This window comes from Paucibacter sp. B51 (genome assembly GCF_027863535.1).
In the GTDB taxonomy this organism is placed as follows: domain Bacteria; phylum Pseudomonadota; class Gammaproteobacteria; order Burkholderiales; family Burkholderiaceae_C; genus Paucibacter_A; species Paucibacter_A aquatilis.
The window spans coordinates 3,074,932-3,093,225 of the sequence record NZ_JAPIVN010000001.1 but is presented as its reverse complement, the minus strand read 5'-3'; the positions used below and the strand labels follow the sequence as shown (position 1 = coordinate 3,093,225).

The 18,294-nt window shown below is 57.7% G+C and carries 16 protein-coding genes and 2 pseudogenes; 12 read left to right on the top strand and 6 right to left on the bottom strand.

The annotated features are described in order from the left end of the window. The first annotated feature begins 57 nt into the window (after positions 1–57). Together OOB33_RS24555 and OOB33_RS13305 are read left to right on the top strand one after the other, a co-directional pair. Positions 58–255, top strand: a complete 198-nt coding sequence (locus tag OOB33_RS24555) for a transposase (RefSeq protein WP_442953010.1) — start codon at positions 58–60, stop codon at positions 253–255. Then, positions 252–821 (top strand): hypothetical protein, encoded by a 570-nt coding sequence (locus OOB33_RS13305; RefSeq protein WP_271009027.1) that lies wholly within the window; start codon positions 252–254, stop codon positions 819–821. Before OOB33_RS24555 ends, OOB33_RS13305 begins: the two co-directional genes overlap by 4 nt. A gap of 133 nt (positions 822–954) precedes the next feature. On the opposite strand, the gene OOB33_RS13300 is transcribed toward OOB33_RS13305, so the two are convergent. From OOB33_RS13300 to OOB33_RS13295, 3 genes and pseudogenes are all read right to left on the bottom strand, one after another. Next, complete coding sequence (locus tag OOB33_RS13300; protein ID WP_271009026.1) at positions 955–1,110, bottom strand: integrase core domain-containing protein; 156 nt, start codon at positions 1,108–1,110, stop codon at positions 955–957. Positions 1,111–2,190: 1,080 nt separating this feature from the next. Next, positions 2,191–2,361, bottom strand: a pseudogene (locus OOB33_RS24550) (helix-turn-helix domain-containing protein); the annotation flags it as partial. A gap of 382 nt (positions 2,362–2,743) precedes the next feature. Then, positions 2,744–3,091, bottom strand: a complete 348-nt coding sequence (locus tag OOB33_RS13295; RefSeq protein WP_271009025.1) for a hypothetical protein — start codon at positions 3,089–3,091, stop codon at positions 2,744–2,746. A gap of 1,368 nt (positions 3,092–4,459) precedes the next feature. On the opposite strand from OOB33_RS13295, the gene OOB33_RS13290 reads away from it, so the two are divergent. From OOB33_RS13290 to OOB33_RS13265, 6 genes and pseudogenes are all read left to right on the top strand, one after another. Then, on the top strand, positions 4,460–5,722 hold the full coding sequence (locus OOB33_RS13290; RefSeq protein ID WP_271009024.1) for a tyrosine-type recombinase/integrase: 1,263 nt from the start codon (positions 4,460–4,462) through the stop codon (positions 5,720–5,722). Then, a complete protein-coding gene (locus tag OOB33_RS13285; protein WP_271009023.1) occupies positions 5,715–7,439 on the top strand; it encodes a site-specific integrase in 1,725 nt (574 codons plus the stop codon). The genes OOB33_RS13290 and OOB33_RS13285 overlap by 8 nt, the downstream gene beginning before the upstream one ends. 969 nt (positions 7,440–8,408) lie before the next feature. Further along, a complete protein-coding gene (locus OOB33_RS13280) occupies positions 8,409–9,485 on the top strand; it encodes a hypothetical protein (RefSeq protein WP_271009022.1) in 1,077 nt (358 codons plus the stop codon). Next, entirely contained in the window at positions 9,466–9,906 is a 441-nt protein-coding gene (locus OOB33_RS13275) for a hypothetical protein (protein WP_271009021.1), read from the top strand. The genes OOB33_RS13280 and OOB33_RS13275 overlap by 20 nt, the downstream gene beginning before the upstream one ends. Before the next feature lie 406 nt (positions 9,907–10,312). Then, positions 10,313–10,540 (top strand): annotated as a pseudogene (locus OOB33_RS13270) (JAB domain-containing protein); the annotation flags it as partial. 25 nt (positions 10,541–10,565) lie between these two features. Continuing rightward, complete coding sequence (locus OOB33_RS13265; protein WP_271009020.1) at positions 10,566–11,237, top strand: Smr/MutS family protein; 672 nt, start codon at positions 10,566–10,568, stop codon at positions 11,235–11,237. Between the two features lie 141 nt (positions 11,238–11,378). On the opposite strand, the gene OOB33_RS13260 is transcribed toward OOB33_RS13265, so the two are convergent. The 3 genes from OOB33_RS13260 to OOB33_RS13250 are packed head-to-tail and all read right to left on the bottom strand — an operon-like array spanning position 11,379 to position 13,392. Next, entirely contained in the window at positions 11,379–11,834 is a 456-nt protein-coding gene (locus OOB33_RS13260) for a group II truncated hemoglobin (RefSeq protein ID WP_271009019.1), read from the bottom strand. Then, complete coding sequence (locus OOB33_RS13255; RefSeq protein ID WP_102769966.1) at positions 11,831–12,670, bottom strand: MinD/ParA family protein; 840 nt, start codon at positions 12,668–12,670, stop codon at positions 11,831–11,833. Before OOB33_RS13255 ends, OOB33_RS13260 begins: the two co-directional genes overlap by 4 nt. After that, positions 12,667–13,392 carry a GGDEF domain-containing protein gene (locus tag OOB33_RS13250; protein WP_243392908.1) on the bottom strand — a complete coding sequence of 242 codons (726 nt, stop codon included), beginning with the start codon at positions 13,390–13,392 and terminating at the stop codon, positions 12,667–12,669. The genes OOB33_RS13255 and OOB33_RS13250 overlap by 4 nt, the downstream gene beginning before the upstream one ends. Positions 13,393–13,584: 192 nt before the next feature. On the opposite strand from OOB33_RS13250, the gene OOB33_RS13245 reads away from it, so the two are divergent. From OOB33_RS13245 to OOB33_RS13230, 4 genes are all read left to right on the top strand, one after another. After that, positions 13,585–14,436 carry a CheR family methyltransferase gene (locus tag OOB33_RS13245; protein WP_171828284.1) on the top strand — a complete coding sequence of 284 codons (852 nt, stop codon included), beginning with the start codon at positions 13,585–13,587 and terminating at the stop codon, positions 14,434–14,436. Between the two features lie 95 nt (positions 14,437–14,531). Next, positions 14,532–15,164 (top strand): chemoreceptor glutamine deamidase CheD, encoded by a 633-nt coding sequence (cheD, locus tag OOB33_RS13240; RefSeq protein ID WP_223696846.1) that lies wholly within the window; start codon positions 14,532–14,534, stop codon positions 15,162–15,164. 27 nt (positions 15,165–15,191) lie between these two features. Continuing rightward, a complete protein-coding gene (locus OOB33_RS13235; RefSeq protein WP_171828285.1) occupies positions 15,192–16,310 on the top strand; it encodes a protein-glutamate methylesterase/protein-glutamine glutaminase in 1,119 nt (372 codons plus the stop codon). A gap of 236 nt (positions 16,311–16,546) precedes the next feature. Beyond that, positions 16,547–18,274, top strand: a complete 1,728-nt coding sequence (locus OOB33_RS13230) for an EAL domain-containing protein (RefSeq protein WP_165794722.1) — start codon at positions 16,547–16,549, stop codon at positions 18,272–18,274. Positions 18,275–18,294 lie beyond the last annotated feature (20 nt).

Below are 18,294 nucleotides of genomic sequence, written 5' to 3'. Positions count from 1 at the left end.
GAACGGCCCGTGGCCGGCAGTCAGGATGGTGCCCACCAAACAAGTTAGGTGGACACCATGTCAGACGCCAAGCCGGCCAGTCGTCGGCTTCACGATGCAGAGCAGAAGCGGCAAGTCATCGCCGCATGCGCGGCGCCAGGCGCGTCCGTGGCCCAAGTGGCTATGAGCTACGGCCTCAACGCCAATATCGTTCTCATGTGGCGCCGCCTGGCGTCCCGCGAACGTTGCCACATACGCTCAGAGCTGCCATCATGAGCGGAAAGCTCATCCACATTCCGTGCTACTTCGACGCTTGCAATCCAGGAGAGAATATGAAACGGATGAATATTGGACTCCGGTTTTTTCGCCCTCTTCTGGCAATAATAATTTGCGCGACAAACCCGGACTTTGCCACTGCGCAGACCGAGCTTGACGGGGCTGGAGAAGCAATCAAGCAAGCCATTCGGGAGGAATATCAACCAAGGGCTCACCTTTTCATGGTGGCCTTTTGTGGCGCCGCATCATCAAAACTGCTGTCCTCCTCCAGTTCGCCTTTGCAGCAAGAGAAATATCGAGGATTCTTGTCCGTTTACGCAGGATCAAAGATCATTGACAAGGTTTCGACCCAGTTCCCGATTCTCAAAGGCGGTCCTATGCGGGAAGCCCTTGAACCATCTGCAGGAAAATCGTTCCATCGTGAATTCAGTTCCGCATCAAAAGTCATGGCCGATTGGGACAACGCCAAACTTACGAACGTAATAGGCCAACTGCGTTGCTCCGAATTGTTGGCTGACGTGAATACGTTCATGCAGGCAAGGTTCCCCGGGACTACGTCGCAATAGCAACACTCGCGCACGCCGTTGACACTCAATCCACTAACTCGTCGCGCCGCAGGTGACCCGAAGGCCGCACTTGACCGGTATCAGAAAATTGCGGCTGCAAGGCCTTGTATTGACCCAGCAGAACCTGCACAGGTCAGGCCGCTAATGCGAATGCCTCAGCGGGGGTCTTCATGTTCAGCGCCTGGTGAGGGCGCCGATGGTTGTAGCAGTGGCTCCAGTCGCCGATCAGACGGCGCGTGTTGCAGGGACTCGAAGCGGTGATGATGCACGCATCCAGAGGCGCATCCATACCTACATGCAGCCGTGGCAACCGACTCTGAGGTGTCACAACGAAATATTCACAGTGCCCAACATCCTTAACATCGCTTGCGAATAAGGCAGGGCCGATGGCAAGATCCTAACTTGACGTCTACGGCGGGTGGGCAATCAAGTGACCGCAATGTGGCTGGCGACGCGACTCAGCATCTCAACCTTGAGCGATGGCTCCCGCTGCATTGCAGCCGCACGCGGAGCTTCAATTTCGCCTCTCTCTTGTCTGATGTCACACCCCTCACGGGCGAGGGGCAGACCTTAAATCTCAAGGCCCCACCTATTCCGCGACGACATTTGTGGCAGGCCCTCGAACGGCTGCTCGGGGCACATTGCTGCCCCACGATTGCCGAATCCGATCGGCTGCAAACAGCCTGAAGCGGTCCACCGACCGGTCACCTTCGAACCAACCCGCCCGCATAACATGTTTGGGCGCGCTGATCGACAACCGGTGCGCTGAACTGATGCTGGTGCGGGGGGCGCTGCGCGCCCGGCTGGCCGTGGACAACGCTTCGCGTTGCCCACCGCTGTAGAAATTTGGACCCAAGAAAAAGACCATTGATCCGAGCACTGGACTCGGTGTTCAACAACGCCGGAATACGCAGCCTTGATCCTTCACTTCAGGCCTGCGTACTTGTCGCTGGTCTCCATGACCTTGGCTTGACAATAGAACGTGGTTCGCGACAAGCCCGCGACGGTCAGCAGCATCGGCAACGGGTAGTCTGGCCTCAGCTCGGAGACGGCTTGCGCTCTTTCTGCGCAGCTTACCGATTGGCTCAAACCAACGCTTTGGGTAGGCCACCTCCGCGCGCGGTCTTTCAACCTCTTCACGCAACGCTCGGTTCGCGCTGGTGTCGTCCGTGTCCGGCGGCTCTGGATTCGGCTTATCTGCCTTCATAAGATGCGCTGGTCTTCTGCCTTCCTGTCCCGCGACACCGCCGCCGTCGAAGGCAAGCCGCCAGACGACAACCTGAATCGGGTTCGAGTATCGTAAATCGCAGCAACCTGCCGACTCGAGATCTGTTCACGATCTTGATGCGGCAGCACCTGAAGATTTAAATCAGCAGTACGCACCGCGTTTCGGCTGCAGGGCGGCAACTCCATGCAGTCGGTAGTGACTGACCCAGGTACGAATCTTCTCCTCGTGCACTGACCAGCGCCGGGCCAGCCGCTTCGCGCAGCCTTCTCCAGCCAGAAAGCTCTCAACAACCTTGAGCTTGAACTTTGTTTCGTACTTCCCCTTGGGGCCCTTTGAAGTTTGTCCAACTTCTGGGGGTCAGTTCAAACCCGGAGCGATTCACAGTGGTTGCGATGCAAAGCTGCACTGGCCCGCACCACCTCGCTCATTCCCTGCGCTCGATAGGGCTGGATGCCTTGCCCATAGCCGCCGAAAGCTGCGGCTGGTGACGACCCGGCCGTTGTCCGAACGCACCCGAAATAGCTCGCGTACTTTGCCCAGCAGGCCGAAGCTCGAGAGAAGGGCCTGCTCCAGCGCCCAAATGGCCGTCTTGGACTTCCCGCTGGGTGACAGGTGCTAGCCCAGCAATTCGCCGCTGCGGCAATCGAAAGCCATCGCCACAATGTTCAGCCGTCATGCCCGTCCAGACCCGTCATTACATGTTCGTGACCAAGCGCTCGTCGGTCACCTTGGCCACCAAAGACAGCAACAGAATGCGAAGCCGGAAGCCAATCGATCGCTTGAGCACCTGCCTGCCGTTGATCTGGAGGATGGGCAGCAAATTGGTCTTATTGAAGACTAGCAAGTGCGACACAGTGCGACACCAGAAGGGGAGGGTCCTCTTGACCTTGACCTGGGCCACAACACGCTCCTGCAATATCGGCGCGGTCTTCACAGGCTGGTAGCACGGCCTTCGTCGCGGACCCTCGAACCACATGCACAGTGTGCTATTGGAGATGGTGATGCCATCGGCCTGCAGTCCCTGACTGATCATCTCGGTCACTTCGCAGTGCCGCAACCTGTCAACAAAATCATCAAGTTCACACCTCGTCGCCGGACTGCCCCGACACATGTGCCCTCCCTTCATGCGGCACAGACAACAGTTGTATTTCTGAGCGATGCCAAAGAGCGCGGATGCAAGTCGCGCACATCCTAGAACAACGCCAACAGAGCAACAAACCGTGCAGGCCGGCCACTGGCGCTACATCGCACCACTGACATGGTCGTGAAGCACTAATGCCAATCAAACTTGGAGCGGAGACAACCGAACCGAATTTACTGCCGGACAGCGAATCCGTTCCAAGTAGCGTCGAAGCCAATGCGACGAAGTCAAAAGCGCGATGTCAGAGCCTGCTTAAACCTATTCGGACAACCACCGGGTAGCCGCTTTTGGAGCGGAGACAACCGAACCGAATGTACTGCCGGACAGCGAATCCGTTCCCAGTAACGTCGAAGCCAATGCGACGAGGTCAAAAGCGCGAGATCAGAGCCTGCTTATACCTATTCGGACAACCACCGGGTAGCCACTTTGCGGTGTCGATCCGTGTTCCAAACACTGTTTCAAAGCGAACTAAGTTCGAAGCTCAAAAGACGAACAAAGAACACAAAATTCGCCTCCCCAAAGCCTCGGCTAGCAACCAGCTGGGATTGAAGACGGTCACCAGTTGGTTGCCATCGGACGGGCTGGCCAAATGCCGCAGTCAAAGTGATTTTGATTGAGACCTCAAACAATACAGCTACACAACAATCTTGGCTCCACGATGATCGCAATCAGGTAGAGCACAGTCGGAACAAACATCTAGGCGCACTTTGTCCAACCTTGGCTGACGTCCAATACCTGATCCATCACATGTGGGACGACAAAAAACCAGCTAAACGACTCTTGGATGGTCCACAACGATGAAGCAAGCCGGTGACTATGGCGATTCTCGTGAAGTTCATGACATCTAGTATTGGCCTCGGATTGAGGCTCAGAGATACCCACTGAATCAACTACATTCAAATATGCTGCCACCTCTTCCAAATGGCCAGCATCGAATCAGTTTCTCACGCACATAATCATATTATTTTCTCAAGGGATGCCCTGTACAAATAAGCTCGCGCCCTACTAGCGCAGCACCGGAGGATCTGCAACGCCGCAAGTTTCATCAACAACCTCAAACTGCGCCTTGCAGCCTATCTCGATCCTCACGACATGGTCTCTTCCCGAATTATGCAGAGCGACCCTAGGACTATTACCCCAGGATCAACATGAAACACTTAAATATAGCGACAACCAAAGCGCAATTCAACAAATACCAAAGAAAACATAACATCAGCACGGAAATAACAAACTTAGCCTAATCACAAAACCACTTCGCCCAACAAAAAAATGGCCTGCATTGAATACATCAACTTCATACCATGGATAGACATCCACACGAATGAAAACCCAACCTGGGAACAGGACGTATCGTCCCCAAAAATTCAAAAGCTACCGCAAATTTTCTGGAGAAGCGGCGAATCCTGGGCCGAAGCAAACAACTGGGCACTAGAAAAGATTTCAGAAAACAAAGCAAATCAAGAAACTGTAAAGTCCTTGATGAAGCATCTATATGCATATTGTTGCTTTCTCGAAGAAAAAGAACTCGATTGGAGACATTTTCCAATGCGACTATCTCAAAGAGCCATCGTAAAGTTTCGTGGCGATCTAATTGAAAAGATCAATGCAGGAACATTGGCATCGAGTACGGCACGCGCCCGCATGGGCGCAATAATTCAATTCTATCGATACGCCGAAATCCAGAACTTCATAAACTCGCCCCACCAAATGTGGAAAGAATGGCCGACAATAATTCCATATTACGACTCCGTTGGTTTTCAACGCACAATGATTCGTGCGACAACAGACCTTTCAATTCCAAATCGTGCTCAAACAGGCAATCTTCTTGAAGATGGCCTTCTTCCGCTTAGCGACGAGCACATGACCAAGTTAATGGAATTCACTTCTAAGAATGAAACACGAGAACTGCACCTCATGTTATGGACAGGATTCCTTACTGGAGCGAGACTTGGGAGCATCAATACGTTGCGCATAGAGGACTTAGAGCAGGCTCGATGTGATTCTTATATAAAGGAATTTTCAGTAATTCGGGTAGGCCCGGGAACAACCGTAGCGACAAAATTCAATGTAAAGGGTGAACTCCTAGTACCAGACTTTCTTCTTCGAGAGCTAAAGGAGTATGCATACTCGACCAAGCGCCTCAAAAGGGAATCGAAAGCTCAGTCAAAAAACAAATCCATACTATTCCTAACAAGACGTGGCGAGCCCTACAGCGCAAACACCATAAGTCGAATAATGACAAGCCTGCGCATCTCCGCGTGTCGTGCCGGGCTCAAGTACATGGAGCGTTTCAAGTTTCATCAAACGCGTTCCACATATGGTACGTGGTTAATGAAACTAGCACTTGGCGTAACAACCGTACCGGCCGCAGTTGAGTTTGTAAAACACGCAATGCTTCACAAGCACGAATCCACAACGTTCAGGTACATCAAATTCCTTGACAACAGCAAAGGAAAACAAGAAGTGGCGGAGGCATTCAATAAGTCCTTCACTGGACTAAAAAACAGAAAATGGAATTCCCACTGTGCATAAGGTTCCAGAACTATCTTTCCCGTCCATAAAATATAGCAAGAGGGCAACTCCAATCAATCTCACTATATTACTTTACTGGGGCGGCGCAAAATCACTCTTAAGTAAATTCGAATTAAAGGCATCAACCGGCCTACTTGGCCAACCGTTGCAAAATCGCCTTGAACTCATCAAATCAATTCATGAAGTAATGAATAGAAAACTGATAAGCGGGGGCAGTCCGGAATCAACGAAATCCACATTCGAATACTTTCGACGCTTTTTCGCTTGGGCTGAAGAAGCACACCACGCACTTACTAAAGACACCATTCAATCCACATATCTTCATTGGGCAGACTCACTCGCTCATCGAAAAAATATAAAGGGAGATCTGAGCCACATTGGCTCGTACCAACGAGGAGCCCAAGTTGGGTTGGTTTTGGACGAAATTCTAGACCGGGCCACACCGTTAATTCATTTAACGAGGCTGAAGCCGCCTCCTCGTCGCAAATCGGCGATCGGAGCTATCGCAGAAAAACAAAACCTTGCACAAACTTTTGCATTTGGAAGTTTGCTACAAGATGTATGCGACAGACTTACCATAGATACAACTCTAAATGGGAGACTGCCGGTCAAAATACATCTTCGGCAGGGTGGGGAAATAACTCACTGGTCAGGTTACAAAAACCCAGCTGCCGCACTAAGGTGGAAAGGTATTGGTTGCGATGAAGGAAAAAAAACACACACGCCAGACGTCAAATCCAATAGATTTGATGCATGGGAAACAGAGGGAACACTAAAGACACGGTATCCACTGGCTAATCTTCGCTGCGAAGCTGAAATGCTGATGCTCGTAGGGCAGACCGGAATTAATCTCGCACAAGCCCACCGCCTAAAAATTCGAAACTTTTGCTTCATTAGCCATCTTGATGGTTACCACGTAAAAGACAGAAAGAGTCGCAAAGGAGGAGATGTCTTATTCGAAATATTCAAGGATTACAAGAGCCATTTTGAGCGATATCTGGAATGGCGCAGAAACATATTCCCTGATTCCGAGCTTCTATTCCCCTTTGTACGCAACTTCGGTCGATCAGAAGATGCAGCACCAGGCTTCCACCGTTTACGCCAAGAGTGCAGGAAGCTTGGTATGAATTTTGTTTCCCCACAAGCCCTGCGTAACACCAGGATAAACTGGCTTTTGCGCATCAGCAGCGACCCCGAAATTACTTCCACGATGGCGCAGCACTCAAAAGAGACGCTATTGCGAATCTACGAAAGGCCAAGCCAACACCGCGCAATCGGTGAGGTAATGCAATTTTGGTCAAAGCATGATCCTGCAGTCCAGCAGGATTTTTCCGTAGCACCCGGTCACTGCCTCGGGCAACCTACACCAGTTCAAAATATTCCAAAAAACGTGGCCAAGCCGAATTGCGTACTACCGTCAGGATGCCTATGGTGCGAGCACCACCGGGATGTAGATAGCGAAGACCACGTATGGTCTCTAGCATGTTTCCGACACTTAAAAATAATAGAGTTGTCTAAATGGAGTAATCCGAAAGACACAAGGGAAATCAACCCTGCACAACTAACGATAGACCGAATCAGCGAGAAACTTCGATGGTTCCGCGATTCAAGTACACAACGGAATTCATGGGTAGAGGAGGCACTAACACTTATCGACGAAGGAAAGTATCATCCATACTGGCGTCGACCAATTGAACACATGGAAGGCGCCGTATGACTATGAAACCGCTTGAGTTCGGCCTACGAATGGGGGCCAATTGGCTAGATCCTTCTAGACAATCCTATCGCCCCCCCGAGTTGGCCACCTCCTCGGGATTGGGTTGTAAGCGAGGACAAGGACGGAAAGGTCCTTTCTAGATGGGGCGACTCAAATTGGAACCTATCTAGTTGGGCAGGAAAATCGTGCAATCTGCGCTTTGGTGACGCCCCATACGAGAAAGCTGCAGGCGGCCTAGATCATGCCAACGCAGACCTTATGAGGCTACTAACTACCTGGCGGATATGGGGTCCACAAGCAGTTCGGACGACTAACTCGCTTCAAAACTCTTTTTTCAGACTGATTCGCCCAATCGTTGCTCTTTGTAGCAGCGAAGGAATTATTGCAAGCGACTTAATGCGCTACCCTAAAGTGCTTGAGCGTCTCCCAAATCTCCTACGCCCTGTCTCCTACGAGACAACTGTTAGCGAACTTCATCGTATATGGGACGCTCGCAAGGAGCTCGGGTTCTACCTATTGGATCAAGACAGCATCAGGCATCTCAAAAGAGTCCGACCTAGCCATGAAAGCATCCAGACAGCCTACATCCCACCGCGCATTTGGAATTACCAACTCAGTCGGTTGAAGCTATGTCTAGAAGATTTCCTCGAACATCAAGAAAACATCGAGAGCTGTTTCAACTTCTGCATCGATGCTTACGCCCACAATTATCATTCACTAGAAGGGGCTATGACGTCGAAAATGAGCCGTTCACGCCTACCCTTTAAAACTCCGCCTCCTGTAGGAACCGGCACAAAGAATGGCTATAAAAATTATAATAGATTTCACCATACGGCCGAGAGATTCGAAATCAAAGACCTCCTACTAAGGTGGATCTCACTACCCAAAGGCGGTCTAACTATTCGAGTTTTTTCTCGATATCTCAGTCTCATTCAGAACGTCGGACTTGGCTACATTGCGAATTTCAGCTTGCAACGCATCGAGGAAGTTTCCTCATTGCGTGTAGATTGCCTAAAGTGGGAAGAGGATGAGCGACTAGGTCGAATTCCGATTATTTGCGGCGAAACCACAAAAACCGATTTGGATTCAGATGCTAGATGGCCCACAAGCCCAAGCGTCGAGAAAGCTGTGGCAGCAATGACACTAGTGTCTCGACTCCGAATTCGCTGCGCTGCAGCTCATCCAGAAATTAATCCGAGCAGCGCGGATCTTTTAAATCCATATCTCTACGACAGATCATACGAGCCTTGGGCCAGCGGTCCAACGCAAAGATACTCAGTTCGCCCCTATCCGTCAGCCTACAAGAATCTACTAGCGCCAGACCTTTTGCTTTTTGAACATGAGAAACTTCAAATAAATGAAGATGATATACGAATTGCAAAACAGCTCACACCTAACTTAAGCCCGATAAGGGGATTCGAAGTTGGCAAGACTTGGCCACTATCATGGCATCAACTTCGCCGCACAGGGGCCATTAATATGTTTGCAAGCGGATTACTGTCAGATTCAAGCATACAGTTTCAGATGAAACACTCGTCACGGCAGATGTCGCTCTACTACGGCCGAGGCCACACTAAGCTGCACTTGAACCAAGAAGTGGAAAGCTTGGTCAAATCAGCGATGCACGAGACAATGACACATAAGATTCACTCTACCCTTCACGGTAACTTTATATCTCCTCATGGACAAAGACGTAAAGATGCCATTATCTCTAACATAATTAGAGAAGCTGATTTTAAAAGTCTATCCGCCCATGGCCGACTTGGAAAAGCGAGCTTTCGAGAAATTCGAATCGGTGCCTGCACTAAACGCAGCTCATGCAGCTATGGTGGGATTGAGTCTATTTCCCACTGCACCGGGAGCGATGGCACAACTCCCTGCGCGGACGTACTCTATGACTCAAGAAGGGTCCCTTCAATCGAAAAAGAGGTTTCTCTTTTAAAGGAGGAACTAGCTGATTTACAACCCGCTAGCCCTCGACACAAATCATTACTCGTTGAGCACAACGGATTAGAGATTTTCTTAAATGCCTTCCGAAACACATAAATTAACATCCGAAGAGCGGTTTCGACAAGCTTTTGAGCGACTGAAGACAGGCACGCCTGACCTTTTACCTAAAGGAACACCGATTTCGCAGAACAATATTGCAAAAGAAGCCGGTTGCGACCCTAGCGCATTACGAAAAAGTCGATTCCCGTCTCTGGTAAGAGAAATCCAAGCATATGTTGAAGTTCACTCCCATGAGCGGCTTTCGCAGCAAGCAATTAATCTCAAGCAGAAGAAGTTCCGAAGTGAGGCGAAAGAACGTCTTCTGGAAGTTATTGCGCAGCGCGACTATGCTCAGTCACAGTTGACGAGTGCATTTCGTCGAATAGTAGAGCTTAGCGCAGAAGTCAAGTTATTGAGAATTCGACTAGATGAAGTGAGTCCTCCTCCAACGCAATTAAATAGGCGTACCCGCACATAGAATAGACTGCTTTCGAGATCCCAAATATACCTCCCTCAGATTGTGTACATACTGTTGATATTCGCGGTCTTTTATTGAAGAAAGGGCAGTAATTTTGACAGAAGGTACCTCAAACGCATCGAATTATCCACAAGACCCGGTATCGATCATTCAGGGTATTTTCTCAAGCGCCCTTGCCTCGGCGGGGCTTGAGAATATTGCATCGTTGGGTTTGGTTCACTACTGTCCGAGGCTAGACGTAACGGAGTTCATGCCGAACGTGCAAGGTATGCCGGAAGCCATGATCGGCCGTGGCAATCAAGAGTTGCTGGGCGCCGCTGCTTGTGCGACCCATGGACACAAACGATCTACCCCAAGCCTTGTGGCGCTGCAGCAATGGGGGCGTGTCCATGGCTCGTCATTCACGGGTAGCGTCTACCCGCGCGAGGTGGTCAAGCGCGGCCTGGCCCTGGGTGCGGCCGCCGTGATCCTGGCCCACAACCACCCTTCCGGTGTAGCCGAACCCTCGCGCGCCGACGAGTTGCTGACCCAGGCTTTGCAGTCGGCCCTGAACCTGGTCGACATCCGGGTACTTGACCATTTCGTGGTGGGCATGGGCGAGGTGATCTCGATGGCGGAGCGCGGGCAAATATGATGGCGCCCGCCACGCAGTTCCCGCCATGACATCCCCGCCCTCCCCATCGCGCGCCCGCCCCGCCCTCCACAGCCTGCAAGACCTCAAGCTGCTGCAGCGCGAGCTGGCCCTGGCGCGCCGCGCCGAGGAAGAGCGGCGCGAGCGCGAAGCGGCGGCCGCGCGCCTGGCCGAGCAGGAGCGGCGCATCTTCGAGCTCAGCGTCGGCCCGGTGACACGGCTGGCTGCCCAGCAGGCCCGAGTGCTGCACCAGCGCCAGCGCCCCGCTCCTGAGCCCTTGCAGCGGGAGGCCGACGAGCGCCAGGTGCTGCTGCAGGCCTTGTCGGACGACTTCGATGTCGACACCTTGCTGGAAACCGACGAGAGCCTGTCCTTTCGCCGTCCCGAGATCAGCCAGGAAGTGGTGCGCAAGCTGCGCCGCGGCCATTGGAGCCTGCAGGCCCAGCTTGACCTGCACGGCCTGCGCCGCGATCAGGCCCGCGAAGCCCTGGGCCACTTCATCCAGGAAAGCGCCCGCCGCGGCCTGCGCTGCGTGCGCGTGGTCCACGGCAAGGGCAATGGCTCACCGGGCCGCGAGCCCGTACTCAAAGCCCGGGTGCGCCGCTGGCTGGTGCAGAAAAACCAGGTCCTGGCCTTCGTGCAGGCCCGCGCCAGCGATGGCGGCAGCGGCGCCTTGATGGTCCTGCTGGCCGGCACTTAACCTCGGAGCAACCTCAGTGCTTGCAACTCAAGCCGACCGCCGGGCCGCCCCAAGGCCGGCTTGAGGACTCAGCCGCCGGCCCACGCCGGCCGCTGAGTCCAGTCCCCCCGGGGGACCGCCCGCGTACCCGCGGGCGAGGGGCTAACTGTTCCTCATCCAATCCGCCGTCCCCATGAAGCTCTCCAGCAAGCGCTCCTGCAGCGCCGGGTCCAGCGCCACATCCTGCATGGCCATGCCCATGCAGGCGACCCATTGGTCGCGCTCGGCGATGCCGATCTTGAAGGGCAGATGGCGGGCGCGCAGACGCGGGTGGCCGAAGCGTTCGATGTAGTGGTTGGGGCCGCCCAGCCAGCCGCAGAGAAACCAGAACAGCTTGTCGCGGGCGCTGTCGAGGTTGGGGCCGTGGGCCGCGCGCAGCTCGGTGAAGGCGGGCTCCAGCTCCATCAAATCGTAGAAACGATCGACCAGGGCGCGCACCCGCGCCTCGCCGCCCACCCACTCAAAGGCGGTGGCGGGCGAGGCCTCGGGCGAGGACGAGGACGAGGACGAGGACGATGTTGAAGGGGAAGAATCGGAAGAAGTGTCTGAACTGCTCATCCCAGCAGTTTATTGGCCAAAGCCTTGATGGCCTGGGCTGCATCGCTGCCGGGGTAATGTTCCAGCACCAGCTGGCGCTTGAGCACGGCCTGGCGCACGGTCAGATCGTTCTTGACCTCGCCCAGCAGCTCCAGCTTGAAGCTCTGGCCCGGGCGGGCGCCGACAAAGCGCTGCAGCACCTGCTGCAGCTGGCCGCAGATCAGCTTGCCCTCGCCCACACGGTTGGCCTGGTTGACCAGCAGGCCAACCTCGCGGCGGTCTTGCTGGGTGGCCAGCACCTTGATGGTGGCATAGGCATCGGTCAGCGAGGTCGGTTCGGGCGTGGCCACCACCAGGACATCGGCGGCCATGGAGATGGAGAACAGCACCACATCGGAGATGCCGGCGCCGGTGTCGAACAAGATCCAGTCAAAACGTGGCCGCACCATCTCGACGATGTGCAAGAGCTTGTCGCGCACCTCGGGCGTCAGGCGCGAGTACTCCACCATGCCCGAACCCGCCAGCAGCACCGAAAAGCCGCCGGGCGCCGGCAGGATGGCCTGGTCCAGCGTGGCCTTCTCCGTGAAGACATCGTGCAGGGTCAGCTTGGGGTGCAGGTTCAGCACCACATCGAGATTGGCCAGGCCCAGGTCGGCATCCAGCACCAGCACACGCTGGCCGCGCAGCGCCAGAGCGGCGGCCAGATTGGCCGTCACAAAGGTCTTGCCCACGCCGCCCTTGCCGCTGGTGACGGCCAAGGTGCGGGCGCCGGCACGGCTGCCCGTCTTGGGCGCCGGACGGGCGGCCCCCAGCGGGGACGCCGGCGACGATGCAGCAGGATCAGGTGTCGTACTCATTCACTTTCCTGTTGCGTTACTGCAAACAACATGCCTTTTTCCTCGGCGCTCACCAGGGAATCGACCTGGTTCTCCAGGCAGGCCCGGTTGCGGCCCTCGGCCTTGGCGCGGTAGAGCTGACGATCGGCCCGCTCCATCCAGAGCAGGGACGAGGAACGCACCCACTGCGGCGCAAAGGCACCGCCCAGGCTGACCGTCACCGCCAGAGTCTGACCGGACGCAATTTCGATTCGCAGCTCGGCCACCCGCTCGCGCAGGCGCTCGGCCACGGTGGCGCCAAAACCGGCTGCGCACTTGGGCAGCACGATGGCAAATTCTTCGCCGCCCACGCGGGCGACGGTGTCCATGGGGCGAACCACCTGGTTCAGCGCCCCGGCCACCGCCTGGATCACCAGGTCACCGGCCGCATGGCCGTAGGTGTCGTTGACCGCCTTGAAATGGTCGATGTCCAGCACCAGCAGCAAGGCCGGTTCCCCCGAACGCGCCACGCGGTCCACTTCGCGGGCCAGCGCCATCTCGAAGCTGCGGCGGTTGACCAGTCCGGTCAAGGCGTCCTTGCTGGACAGGTCGCACAGCGCGTCCATGATGCCTTGCAGCCAAGCCTCGCTGTAAGGCTCGGCCTCGGGCAGCAAGGCGCCCGCCTGCTGCAGCAGCTGCAGGGCCAGGTCCAGCCGCAGGCGTCGGGCATCCAGCAAAGCGGGTGTGGGGCTTGAGGAATCCAAGATGGTGTGCAGGGGGGAGGGGCAAGTGCGCAGCCAGTCTAGCAGTGGGTTTTCGTGCTCAATTGGCGATCTGACCCCTGTTGGCGGCTTTGTTTGGCCTATGCTGGACAGGCTTGAACCGCCAGACTGCAAGACGACGCAAAATCAAAGCCTGGACTGCGCCAGCAGCCGGGACATAACCGAGCTCACCTTATGCCAGCTGTTCCAAGTGCACCAGGCGCCGAAGCCATCGACCATGAATTCAGCTTCAGCCGGGCGGATTTCGACCGGGTTCGGGAACTGATCTACAAGCACGCAGGCATCAGCCTGCACGATGGCAAGCACGCCATGGTCTACAGCCGCCTCTCCCGCCGCCTGCGCGAGACCGGCCACAAGTCTTTCGCCGCCTACCTGCAGTGGCTGGAACACGCCACCGGGGTGGAGGGCACGCAGGAATGGCAGGAGTTCGTCAACTGCCTGACCACCAACCTGACCTCCTTCTTCCGCGAAGAGCACCATTTCCACGCCCTGACCGACGACCTGAAGCCGCTGGCCGGCAAGCCGGTGCGCATCTGGTGTTGCGCAGCCTCCACGGGCGAGGAGCCCTACTCCATCGCCATCACCTGCAGCGAAGCGCTGGGCAGCAGTGCCCAGGTGCAGATCACCGCCAGCGACATCGACACCAATGTGCTGAACACGGCCCGCCGCGGTGTCTACAACGCCGATGCCCGAGGCCTGGACCAAACCCGGCTGAAGAACTTCTTCATGCGCGGCACCGGCGGCAACTCCGGGCGCATCCGCGTCAAGCCCGAGCTGCAGCGCTGGATCGACTTCAAGCCGCTCAATCTGATGGACACGCAGTGGTCGCTGGGCGAGCCCTTCCACATCGTGTTCTGCCGCAATGTGATGATCTATTTCGACCCGCCGACCCAGCGCAAGGTGCTGGAGCGCATCCACCGTGTGATGCGCCCGCATGGCCTGCTCTTCGTCGGCCACTCGGAGAACTTCACCGACTCGCGCGATCTGTTCCGCCTGCGCGGCAAGACGATTTACGAGCGCGTCTGAGCCCCGCTCCGACGCAATCCTCAAGTTCACAGTCCAGCGACCGATAAAAAAACATGAGCACCCCCCCGCCCACTTCCGGTGCAGGCACCGGCTCGATGTTCACCAGCGGCGCGGGAGCGGCCCGCGTTGCGCAACTCAAGGCCATGCCGCGCAAGCCTGGTGAAGCATCGTTCTTCTTCTACGACGCCCATTTCAAGAACGCGGCGGTCAAGATCCTGCCTGGCGAGTACTTCGTGGACAACGAGGACCTGCTGGTCATGACGACCCTGGGCTCCTGCATCGCCGCTTGCCTCTGGGACCGCCACGCCCAGATCGGCGGCATGAACCACTTCATGCTGCCCGAAGGCAGCGGCGACTCCGGCCGCTACGGTTCCTACGCCATGGAACTCTTGATCAACGAGATGATGAAGCGCGGTGCCTCCAAAGGCCGCATGGAAGCCAAGATCTTCGGCGGCGGCGCCGTGATTGCCGGCATGAACACCATCAATGTCGGCGAACGCAATACCAACTTCGTGATCGACTTCCTCAAGCTCGAGCGCATTCCCATCGTCTCCAAGGACGTGATGGACATCTACCCCCGCAAGGTCTGCTTCCTGCCCTTCAGCGGCAAGGCCATGGTCAAGCGCCTCGCCCCCACCAACACCGACGCCCTGGTGCAACAGGACCGTTCTGCAGCCCAGAAAGCCCAGCCCGTGGTGGCCAGCGGCGGTTCTGTCGATCTGTTCTGAGCCCGCCCCCAAGAGGAGAAGTAAGACATGGCCAAGACAACTGTGGTGGTGGTCGACGACTCGGCTCTGGTGCGCAGCATCCTGAGCGAGATCATCAACCGCCAGCCCGATATGGTCTGCATTGGCGCCGCCGCCGACCCGCTGCTCGCCCGCGAAATGATCCGTTCGCTGAACCCGGACGTGATCACCCTGGACATCGAAATGCCCCGCATGGACGGCCTGGATTTCCTGTCCCGCCTGATGCGCCTGCGCCCCATGCCGGTGGTGATGGTGTCCACCCTGACCGAGCGCGGTGCTGAAGTCACACTCAAGGCCCTGGAACTGGGCGCGGTCGATTTCGTCGCCAAGCCCAAGATCGGCGTGGCCGATGGCATCCGCCTGCTGGCCGATGACATCACCGACAAGATCCGCATCGCCGCCAAGGCCCACATCCGCCGCAGCCACGCCGCCCTGCCCGCCTCGGGCGCAACGGGCGCGGCCGCCCACGCAGGCCATCCGCCCGCGGCGCCGGCCAAGCCGGTCACCATGGCCAGCCTGGGTCGGCTGTCGACCGAGAAAATCATCTTCATCGGCGCCTCTACCGGCGGCACCGAGGCGACCAAGGATGTGCTGGTCAATCTGCCGGCCGACTGCCCGGCCGTGGTCATCACCCAGCACATGCCGCCCGGCTTCACCAAGAGCTACGCCGCACGCCTGGACGGCCTGTGCCGCATCCGCATCAAGGAAGCCAGCGATGGCGAGCGCATCTTGCCGGGCCACGGCTACATCGCCCCCGGTGGCCTGCATCTGAGCGTCGAGCGCTCGGGCGCCAACTACATCGCCCGCGTGCAGGACGGTGAGCCGGTGAACCGCCACAAGCCCTCGGTCGAGGTGCTGTTCCACTCGGCCGCGCGCGTCGTGGGCCCGAACGCTCTGGGCATCATGCTGACCGGTATGGGCGCCGATGGCGCCAAGGCCATGAAGGTGATGAAGGACGCCGGCGCCTACAACTTCGTGCAGGACGAGGCCACCTGCGTGGTCTTCGGCATGCCCCGCGAAGCCATCAATGCCGGCGCGGCCGACGAAGTCCTGCCCTTGAGCCAGATCGCACCGCGCCTGATCGAGCGCCTGCGCAGCACCTCGGGCATGTCGCTCAATCGCGTGTAAGCCCAAGCTGAAGCCACCCAGGCCAGAACACGCCCACCCCGAGGCCGCACAGCCGAGCAATAGCTCACGCTGATGCGGCCTTTGTGCTGATGGGCCCCGCTTTTCTTGGCCCTGTCATTGACGCTGGGCACCATGGCGCTATGAGCAGCGCCGCACTCTCCCCCTCCCCCGCATCCCCCATCGCCGCAGGATCCAGACCGGGCGATGAAGCTCCGCCACTGACGGTTCGCCGCCTGATGGACCGCCGCCAGCTGCGCACGGTCTTCCAGCCCATCGTGCAACTGGACTGCGGCCTGGTCTACGGCCATGAAGCCCTGGTGCGCGGCCCGATCGGCAGCCCGCTCGAGTACCCCGATATGTTGTTCGCCGCCGGTCGGCGTGAAGGCCTGAACACCGAGCTGGAGGTGCACTGCGCCCTGCTGGCCATGGCCGAGTGGAGCCGACTCAAGCTGCCCGGCCGCCTGCTGCTGAACATGAGCGCCACGGCGCTGGCCAGCGCCGTGGCCCAGGGCCTGGAGCAGGACCGGCTGTTCATCTGCGAAGACCTGGGCATCTGCGCCAGCCAGCTGATGATCGAGCTGACCGAGCATGAGCGAGTGGCCGATATCGAAGGCCTGCGCCGCGCCATCGGCGTGCTGCGCCGCAAGGGCGTGGGCATTGCGCTGGACGATTTCGGCGACGGCCGCTCCTCGCTGCGCCTGTGGTCCGAGATCCAGCCCGATGTGGTCAAGATCGACAAATACTTCACCCATGACCTGCCGGCCCATGCCGAGAAGCTGCAGACCTTCCGCGCCCTGCTGCAGCTGGCCGAAACCTTTGGCGCCCAGCTGGTGGCCGAAGGCATCGAAAACGCCGAGGAACTGCGCGTGCTGCGGGATCTCGGCGTGGCCTTTGGCCAAGGCTGGCTGATCGGCCGCCCCACACCCGACGGCGCGCGCGAGCCCCTGGCCGGCGCCCGCGAGGTGCTGGCCAGCAGTGAGATCGCCGTGCTGCCCGAGCTGCGCCGCGCCTCCAGCAACGGTGTCACCGCCGAGCGCCTGATGATGGAAGCCGTGACCGTGCACGAGGACACCACGCACGAGCAGCTGTTCCGCGTCTTCAACGAACACGAGGAGCTGCACGCCATCGCCGTGCTCAACAGCCGGCAAGAGCCGGTGGCCCTGGTCGACCGGGCACAGTTCATCAACCGATGGGCCAAGCCATTCTTCATGGACCTGTACGGCCGCCATGCCTGCACCCTGTTCGCCAACCCGACGCCGCTGATCGTCAACGCCGACACCGGCATCGAGGCCCTGACCACCGTGCTGACTTCGGCCGACCAGCGCTATCTGCGCGAAGGCTTCATCATCGTGCGCGAGGGACGCTACCTCGGCCTGGGCACCGGCGAGCAGCTGGTGCGCTCGGTGACGGAGGCGCGTATTGAAGCGGCGCGCCACGCCAACCCGCTGACCTTTTTGCCCGGCAATATTCCGATCAGCCAGCACATCGGCCGCCTGCTGACCAGCGGGCGCGAGTTCGTCGCCGCCTACGCCGACCTCAACCACTTCAAGCCCTTCAACGACGAGTACGGCTACTGGCGCGGCGACGAGATGATCCGCCTGGTGGCGCGCGTGGCCAGCAACCACTGCGACAGCCAGCGCGACTTCCTGGGCCATGTCGGCGGCGACGATTTCGTGATGCTGTTCCAGAGCGCCGACTGGGAGCAGCGCTGCGAGCAGATCGTCCAGGGCTTCAATGAGCTGGCCCGCAATCTGTTTGACGCCGCGGCCTTGCAGGCCGGCGGCATCATGGCCGAAGACCGCCATGGCGATATGCGCTTCCACCCCTGCACCACGCTGAGCATTGGCGCGGTGCGGGTCAGCCCCGGCAGCCTGCACCGGGCCGAAGAGGTGGCCAGCGCAGCGGCCACGGCCAAGCGCCATGCCAAGCACGAGGCCTTGAGCGTTTACGTGATGGCGCTGTGAAGGCCAGCGGCCCCGTGCGG

Coding starts and splice junctions, on each gene's coding strand:
- OOB33_RS13255 (WP_102769966.1), bottom strand. CDS start 12,670: ATGAGTACGACACCTGATCCTGCTGCATCGTCGCCGGCGTCCCCGCTG.
- OOB33_RS13290 (WP_271009024.1), top strand. CDS start 4,460: ATGGCCTGCATTGAATACATCAACTTCATACCATGGATAGACATCCAC.
- OOB33_RS13265 (WP_271009020.1), top strand. CDS start 10,566: ATGACATCCCCGCCCTCCCCATCGCGCGCCCGCCCCGCCCTCCACAGC.
- OOB33_RS13230 (WP_165794722.1), top strand. CDS start 16,547: ATGGACCGCCGCCAGCTGCGCACGGTCTTCCAGCCCATCGTGCAACTG.
- OOB33_RS13245 (WP_171828284.1), top strand. CDS start 13,585: ATGCCAGCTGTTCCAAGTGCACCAGGCGCCGAAGCCATCGACCATGAA.
- OOB33_RS13300 (WP_271009026.1), bottom strand. CDS start 1,110: ATGGATGCGCCTCTGGATGCGTGCATCATCACCGCTTCGAGTCCCTGC.
- OOB33_RS13305 (WP_271009027.1), top strand. CDS start 252: ATGAGCGGAAAGCTCATCCACATTCCGTGCTACTTCGACGCTTGCAAT.
- OOB33_RS13260 (WP_271009019.1), bottom strand. CDS start 11,834: ATGAGCAGTTCAGACACTTCTTCCGATTCTTCCCCTTCAACATCGTCC.
- cheD (WP_223696846.1), top strand. CDS start 14,532: ATGTTCACCAGCGGCGCGGGAGCGGCCCGCGTTGCGCAACTCAAGGCC.
- OOB33_RS13275 (WP_271009021.1), top strand. CDS start 9,466: ATGCCTTCCGAAACACATAAATTAACATCCGAAGAGCGGTTTCGACAA.
- OOB33_RS13235 (WP_171828285.1), top strand. CDS start 15,192: ATGGCCAAGACAACTGTGGTGGTGGTCGACGACTCGGCTCTGGTGCGC.
- OOB33_RS24555 (WP_442953010.1), top strand. CDS start 58: ATGTCAGACGCCAAGCCGGCCAGTCGTCGGCTTCACGATGCAGAGCAG.